Origin of the sequence: Olsenella phocaeensis, assembly GCF_048189965.1 — a bacterium.
In the GTDB taxonomy this organism is placed as follows: domain Bacteria; phylum Actinomycetota; class Coriobacteriia; order Coriobacteriales; family Atopobiaceae; genus Olsenella_I; species Olsenella_I phocaeensis.
The window spans coordinates 22,884-29,769 of record NZ_DBEZHV010000016.1; the positions used below are offsets into that span (position 1 = coordinate 22,884).

The window sequence follows — 6,886 nt, forward strand, 5'->3', positions numbered from 1 at the left end:
GCCCGTCCCGAACGCCTATACTGGGCGAGTTGGACAACACCTCGCGCGGCATCCCGCGCCAGCACGTCAGGAGAGACCCCGTGTCAGACACCAGACTCGTACGCGTGCGCTTCGCGCCCTCCCCCACCGGCAAGCTCCACGTGGGAGGCGCCCGCACGGCCATCTACAACTGGGCCTTCGCCCGCGCGAACGGGGGCAGCTTCGTCCTGCGCATCGACGACACCGACCCGACCCGCTCCACGGACGAGAACACCCAGATCATCCTGCGCGCCATGCGCTGGCTGGGCCTCGACTGGGACGAGGGCCCCGACGTGGGCGGCGACTTCGGTCCCTACAAACAGACGGAGCGTCTCGCGCTGTACCGCGACGCGGCCCAGCGCCTGGTGGCCGAGGGCAAGGCCTACTACTGCTTCTGCACGCCCGAGAAGCTCGCGGCGGACAAGAAGGCCGCAGAGGAGAGGCACGACCCCTTCCAGGGCTACCAGCGCACCTGCCGCAACGTCGACCCGACCGAGGCCCAGGCTCGCGTGGACGCCGGCGAGCCCTACACCATCCGCATCAAGGTGCCCGACGACCGCGGCGACGTGGTGATCCCGGACGCCGTCCACGGCGAGGTGACCTTCAACGCCCGCGAGCTGGACGACTTCATCATCTTCCGCTCCGACGGCACGCCCACCTACAACTTCGCCACCGTGGTGGACGACGCCATGATGCGGATCACCCACGTCATCCGCGGCGACGACCACCTCTCCAACACCCCGCGCCAGGTCATGGTCTACGAGGCCCTGGGCGCACCCACGCCCACCTTCGCCCACATCTCCATGATTCTGGGGCCGGACGGCAAGAAGCTCAGCAAGCGCCACGGCGCGACCTCCGTCGAGGAGTACCGCGACCAGGGCTACGACGCGGACGCCTTCGTCAACTACCTGGCGCTCCTCGGCTGGGCCCTGGACGGCGAGACCACCATCGTCCCCCGCGACGTCCTGGCCAGCCGCTTCTCGCTCGACCACGTGTCCAAGAACCCAGCGACCTTCGACTTCAAGAAGCTCGACTGGATCCAGGGCCAGTACGTCCAGGCCATGAGCGACGCGGAGTTCTCGCAGCGGGTGCTCCTCCCCCAGCTGCACGAGGCAGGGCTCGTCGCCGACGACCCCAAGGCCGTCTACCGCGCGAGCGCCCCCTGGTTCGACCTCCTGTCCAGCATCCTCAAGCCCCGCACCACGCTGGCCCCCGACGTGGTCGAGAAGTCCCGCTTCCTCTTCGAGGGAGAGGAGCTCGCCTTCGACGAGAGGTCCGTCGCCAAGAACCTGGCAAAGGAGGGCGCACGCGGCTACCTCGAGGCGGCCGCCGAGGCGCTTGCCACGCTGGGCGAGGACGAGTGGAACGCTACGCGGATCGACGCCGCCCTCGAGGCGCTACCCGAGAGGCTCGGCGCCAACAAGCGCAAGTTCTACGGCGCCGTACGCGTGGCGGAGTGCGGGAACCAGGTCTCTCCCCCGCTGGGAGAGTCCCTCGAGCTCCTGGGCCGCGACATGGTCCTGGCGCGCCTCGAGCGCGCCCTGCCCCTCACCGAGACGAGTGAGGGCTAGCCGCCCGGATTGGGCACAATGGGCATGCATGCGGGCCGGGGCACCCCACGGGAGCTGCCTCGGCCCGCCAACTTTGACGACGTTCGCCGGCAGGGGCCGGCGGCAGCTAGGAGAGACGCCCCATGATGACCACCTCGGCGTTCGAGATCCTGGGCCCCATCATGGTGGGCCCCTCCTCGTCGCACACCGCCGGCGCCCTGAGGATCGCCCTCGTGGCCCGCTCGCTGGGTCCCCGCGAGCTCAGGAGGGCAGAGTTCACCCTCTACAACTCATTCGCCCACACCTATAGGGGCCACGGCAGCGACCGGGCGCTCGTGGCCGGGATCCTGGGACTCGCCCCGGACGACGTGCGCGTGCGCGACTCCTTCGACCTGGCCCGCGAGGCGGGGATCGAGTTCTCGTTCCTGCCCAGCGAGGAAGGAGCGGGCATGCACCCCAACACGGTGACCGTCACCATGCACAGCGCCGATGGCTCGAGGGTCGCCGTGACGGGCGAGTCCCTGGGCGGGGGCAGGGTCAGGATCGTCTCCATCGACGGCGTGCGCGTGGAGATATCGGGCGACTACCCCACCCTCTTCGTGGCGCACAAGGACAAGCCCGGCGTGCTGGCGGCGCTCACCAGCGGCGTCTCCGCCTCCTCCTCCAACATCGCCACCCTGCGCACCTTCCGCGAGAGCCGCGGGGGCAAGGCCTACACGGTCTTCGAGCTCGACGAGGCCGTGGACCAGGGGCTCGTCGACTTCCTCTCGCGCGGGCCCAACATCCTCTCGGCGAGCGTCGTGGACGTGCCGGGCGCGCCCCACGTCCCAGCGGACGCGACGCTGGCACACGGCTTCGACAACGGCGCCGAGCTGCTCTCGCTCTGTGCGCGTGAGGGGGTGGGCATCGGCGAGGCCATGCGCCTGCGCGAGCTCGAGCTCACGCCCGCGGTTGACGTGGACGCCCAGATGGCTCGCGTGATCGCGGCGCTCAGGGACGAGGTCGCGGGGCCGATCGCAAGCCCCTCCCCCTCGCTGGGCGGCCTCATCGGGGGCCAGGCCCGCGCCGTGAGCGACGCCGCGGGGAGACTGGGCGGCCCCCTCATGGGAGAAAGCCTCTCGCGCGCGACCAGCTACGCCATGGCGGTGCTGGAGCGCTCCGCCAGCATGGGCGTGATCGTGGCCGCGCCGACAGCGGGGTCGGCGGGCGTGGTGCCGGGCGCATTGCTGTCGGTGGCCGAGGCGGTGGGCGCGAGCGACGAGGAGCTCGCGCGAGCGCTCTGGAACTCCTGCGCCGTCGGGGCCATCATCGCCCAGAACGCCTCCGTGGCGGGGGCCGAGGGCGGCTGCCAGGCCGAGGTGGGCAGTGCCGCCGCCATGGCTGCGAGCGCCCTGGCGGAACTCCTGGGGGCGAATCCCGCGACCTGCCTCTCGGCCGCCTCGACGGCCATCGCCAACCTCCTGGGACTGGTCTGCGACCCGGTGCGCGGCCTGGTGGAGTATCCCTGCCAGAACCGCAACGCCATCGGCGTGGCCGACGCCTACGTCGCGGCGCAGCTGGCACTCTCGGGCGTACTGGACCCGCTGCCCTTCGACGAGGTGGTCGCGGCAATGAGGTCCGTGGGGGACGCGCTGCCCGCCACCCTGAGGGAGACCGCCCTGGGCGGCCTCGCGGCGGCGCCCTCCGCTGCCGGCGCCCGGAACGCCTGCTCGGGCTGCCGGGGCTGCACGCGGCAGGAGTAGCGTCAGGCGGGCGCGACGACCCACAGGCAAAACGGCACCCAACGCACCACGTCACAGGCAATGCGGCATTCGACGCGCCCCGTCAGCCGGGGCGCGCTTTTCTTGTGCTTCTCCCCGGCGAACCACAGGCAAACCGAGGCTCCGGGCAGTCTTTGCCCGTCCGGGCACAGTTTGCTTGCGCCTCTCCCCTAGCAAAGCACAAGCAAATTGTTGGCATCGCCGGCAAGTTGTTGGCAGCGGCGGGAAAGCCGCGCGTCGCGGGGCAAACGGGCTCCACGCCCACGTTTGTCGGTGTTCTCACCCGCCCAAGGTACCGACGAACGGCCTCTATGTGCCTGAATCAACCAGAAAGCCCTGGAATGTCGGTTGTTTGGGCAGGCGAGAATACCGACGACTTTGGTCCAGGCCGCAGAACGCGAGCGCGTAAGTCCGGGCCGCAGATAGCAGGCACGCAGGTCCGGACCCGCACAAGCCCGGGCAGTGGGCCACCGTGGCCTATCCCCTGCGCCCCGCCGAGCCTCGCATGCTGATGGTGACGGAGCCTCCGCCACGCCCGTGCCCACCGCCCCTGCGACCGGAGGCGACGGAGGCGAGCCGGTCCCTCAGCGACTGCACGCGACGGTAGATGCTCCTCCCGCCACGGGAGCGCAGCCCCAGGAGCGGGGTCGCGAGCAGCGTGGGGCCGAAGAAGGTGACGATGCGCCAGACGAGGAAGCCCGCCGAGGTGGAGGGGCCAAACATGTGGCCGTAGAACATGACGAAGCCACCCTCCGCCCCGCCCGTCCCACCCGGCAGGGGCACCGCCGAGGCGACCATCTGGACCATCGAGCCCGCCGCCAGGCACTCCACGAAGTCCGCCTGGATGCCAAAGGCGCGCAGCACGAACCAGGGGATCATGTAGAGGCAGGCGAGCTGCGCCATGGTCACCACGAGGGTGAGGAGCATGGAGGGCACGTCTTGGGCGGCGCGCTTGAAGGCGTCAGAGAACTCCATAACCTGGACGTTGACCATCTCGTCCCAGTGGGAGCGGTCCTTGAGCCAGTGCCGGGAGTCCGCAAGGCGAATCGCGCGGTTGCCCACGCGAATCACGAGCCTGGGACAGAGGCAGACGACGAAGAGGCCCGCGAGCTCGAGGAAGTGCACCGCGAATACCACCAGGTTGAGGATGATGATGTCGCCGTAGGTCTGGAAGAAGTACGAGAGCTTGGCGAAGAGCATGATCGCGGCGAAGAGCACGACGCCCAGTTGGAACATGATGAAGCGCGTGAACTGGGTGGCGCTGGCCTCCCCCACGTCCAGGCCCGTGCGCGTCAGGCGATAAATCTGCGAGGGGACGGCGCCGGCCATCATGGGCGTGAGGTTGCCGAAGAAGACGCCCGAGGCCTCGACGCTCATGAGGTCCCGCACGCCGACGGGCGATTCGTGGTCGAGGTAGACGGCTATGACGTAGGCCAGGACGCCGAAGGCGAAGTAGAGGACGAAGGCGAAGGCGGCCCACATGACCCAGCCCGTGTCCACCTTCGAGAGGGCCGAGAGGAACTCGCCCATCTGGCCCGTGGCCACGAGGAAGACGACGTAGACCCCGATGACCCCGGCAAGGAAGATGGCGCCCTTGCGGGCCTTGGTGCTGTTCTCGCCCATCTCGGGCGCGCCGGGGGTGGTCGCGGGGGCAACGACATGAGGGCCGGTGACCTTCAGGGGCACCTTGGCCTTCGAGCGCTCGCTGTTGCTGTCCTGTGCCATGTCCCTCCGACCCCACGATCCGTGGCCGCGGACGGCAGAAGTGACGTCCGCATGCCGTTCCCTGCCAAGTGGGCACGCTCATCATACTCGCTCGGCGGAATCGGGCATACTAAGCGGGACTCAGCAAGCGAACAAGGGACGGGGGGCACGGCATCTAGCTGCCGCCCTGCCAATAAAGGGAGTCTCGTCCATGCAAGGAACAAACAAGCTTCCCTCCGCCGAGGAGCTCGTCAGGCAGGCGCTGCTCGGCTCGAACCGCCGGCGCATGCTCGCCCAGCTGCGCGGCGACGCCCAGGCCCGCCCGGGCGACAAGTCGATCACCCTCCGCCTCGAGCGCTTCGTGATCGACCGGCAGACCGGGACCACCGTCTCCTACCAGGGAGAGCGCGGCCTGGAGCGCGTGCTCGAGGCGCTTGGCGCCTACTACCCCGACGGGCAGGTCATGGAGGAGGGCCGCCTGGTCGGGCTACGCGGCAGCGTCGGCTCCTCGGGCATCCGCGTGGGCGTCGAGCTGGGGCTGGGCCCCGCGGCGCAGTTCGTGGTGTGCCTGGGGCCGATCGCGCGCGTGTCTCGCCTCAGGGGGGCGCTCCAAGTGGTCGACCGCCAGTTCCACCTCGCGTCGAGGGAGCTGGGGGCAGACTACGAGCTCCTGGCGCAGGGCGTCAACCCGCGCCCGCGCTCCGCGGCGGAGGTGCCACTGGTCCCACTCACCCGTCACGGCGTCATGGGTGCCCACCTGGGGACGAGCGGCAGGACGGGCCGCGACCTCATGAGGCTCACGGCGAGCACGGGAGTCCGCCTCTCGCACGCCGGCGAGACCGCGGCCGCCGAGGCCTTCCGCCTGGCGAGCGCGCTCTCTCCCGTCATCGCGTTCCTCACGGACGACGCGCTGAGCCTGCGCGGGAGCGACCCCCACGAGGTGGGGCGCATGATGCGCACGCAGCTGTGGAGGCAGGCCGACCCCGAGCGCAGCGAGGCGATCCCCGGCTGCTTCGCCACGGACTTCGGCTTTGCCGCCTACGGCGAGTGGCTCGAGAGCGTGCAGGCGGTGCTGGTGACCAACGACGCCGGCGAGACGAGCTCCTGCGACAAGCGGCTCGTCGAGGACGTCATGAGCGACCACGAGCTCGACCGCGCCGAGGTGGCGAGCCTGCTGGAGGCGGCGCATCCCCTGGTGCGCTGGGACGGCCAGTTGGAGGTGCGCTCCGCAGACGCGCTGCCGCCCCGGCTTGCCTGCGCCTACGCGGCGCTCATGCGGGGCATCTTCTGCGACGAGAAGGCATCCGAGCTGGCAGGCATCCTCTGCGCCGAGGCGAGCGAGGAGGGCGTGGCCGAGCTCGAGCAGGAGCTGAGGGAGAGGGGCTGGGACGCGCGGGTGTACGGCCGCAGCCTGCCCAACTTCGTGGAGCAGCTGGTGGACGTGGCGCGCGGCGGCCTCGAGGACGAGGCGGACCGCGCCGTCCTGGACGAGCTCGCCCAGCTGTGGGAGATTCGCTCCGTCCCGCGCGACCTCTTGGTCGACACCTGGGACAAGGAGCACGAAAGCGCGGCGGGAAGTGCCGACTCGGCCGTCGGGACGGCCGAGTAGCCGTACGAACGGACTCGTGGCGTTCGACTGCCTGCGAGGGGAGGTGGCGTCTGCCCGGGTGGCACGCCACTCCCCTCGCCCTTTGTGCGGGGGGGTTGGCCGTTCGCGACGGCGTCGGGGCCTCGCGGCAAAAGGAAAGGAGCCGGCGCGCTGGCCGACCCCCGGGGTGTCTGGTAGCCCGTACCAGATTCGAACTGGTGATCTCCGCCTTGAGAGGGCGGCGTCCTGAACCGCTAGACGAACGG

At 70.2% G+C, this 6,886-nt stretch carries 4 protein-coding genes; 3 read left to right on the forward strand and 1 reads right to left on the reverse strand.

The window, feature by feature from the left end:
• The first annotated feature begins 80 nt into the window (after positions 1 to 80).
• Both gltX and sdaAA read left to right on the forward strand, forming a co-directional pair.
• A complete protein-coding gene (gene gltX, locus ACMPH2_RS07980) occupies positions 81 to 1,589 on the forward strand; it encodes a glutamate--tRNA ligase (protein ID WP_417119151.1) in 1,509 nt (502 codons plus the stop codon).
• A 122-nt stretch (positions 1,590 to 1,711) separates the two neighbouring features.
• Complete coding sequence (gene sdaAA, locus ACMPH2_RS07985) at positions 1,712 to 3,310, forward strand: L-serine ammonia-lyase, iron-sulfur-dependent, subunit alpha (RefSeq protein ID WP_062530194.1); 1,599 nt, start codon at positions 1,712 to 1,714, stop codon at positions 3,308 to 3,310.
• Between the two features lie 495 nt (positions 3,311 to 3,805).
• On the opposite strand, the gene ACMPH2_RS07990 is transcribed toward sdaAA, so the two are convergent.
• On the reverse strand, positions 3,806 to 5,053 hold the full coding sequence (locus ACMPH2_RS07990; RefSeq protein ID WP_417119152.1) for a lysylphosphatidylglycerol synthase transmembrane domain-containing protein: 1,248 nt from the start codon (positions 5,051 to 5,053) through the stop codon (positions 3,806 to 3,808).
• Positions 5,054 to 5,243: 190 nt separating this feature from the next.
• Between ACMPH2_RS07990 and ACMPH2_RS07995 the strand changes: the two genes are divergently transcribed.
• Positions 5,244 to 6,641, forward strand: a complete 1,398-nt coding sequence (locus ACMPH2_RS07995; RefSeq protein WP_417119153.1) for a glutamate-cysteine ligase family protein — start codon at positions 5,244 to 5,246, stop codon at positions 6,639 to 6,641.
• Positions 6,642 to 6,886: the final 245 nt, after the last annotated feature.

Excerpts from the sequence above, each read along its gene's own strand:
- sdaAA (WP_062530194.1), top strand. The coding sequence starts at position 1,712 with ATGATGACCACCTCGGCGTTCGAGATCCTGGGCCCCATCATGGTGGGC.
- ACMPH2_RS07995 (WP_417119153.1), top strand. The coding sequence starts at position 5,244 with ATGCAAGGAACAAACAAGCTTCCCTCCGCCGAGGAGCTCGTCAGGCAG.
- ACMPH2_RS07990 (WP_417119152.1), bottom strand. The coding sequence starts at position 5,053 with ATGGCACAGGACAGCAACAGCGAGCGCTCGAAGGCCAAGGTGCCCCTG.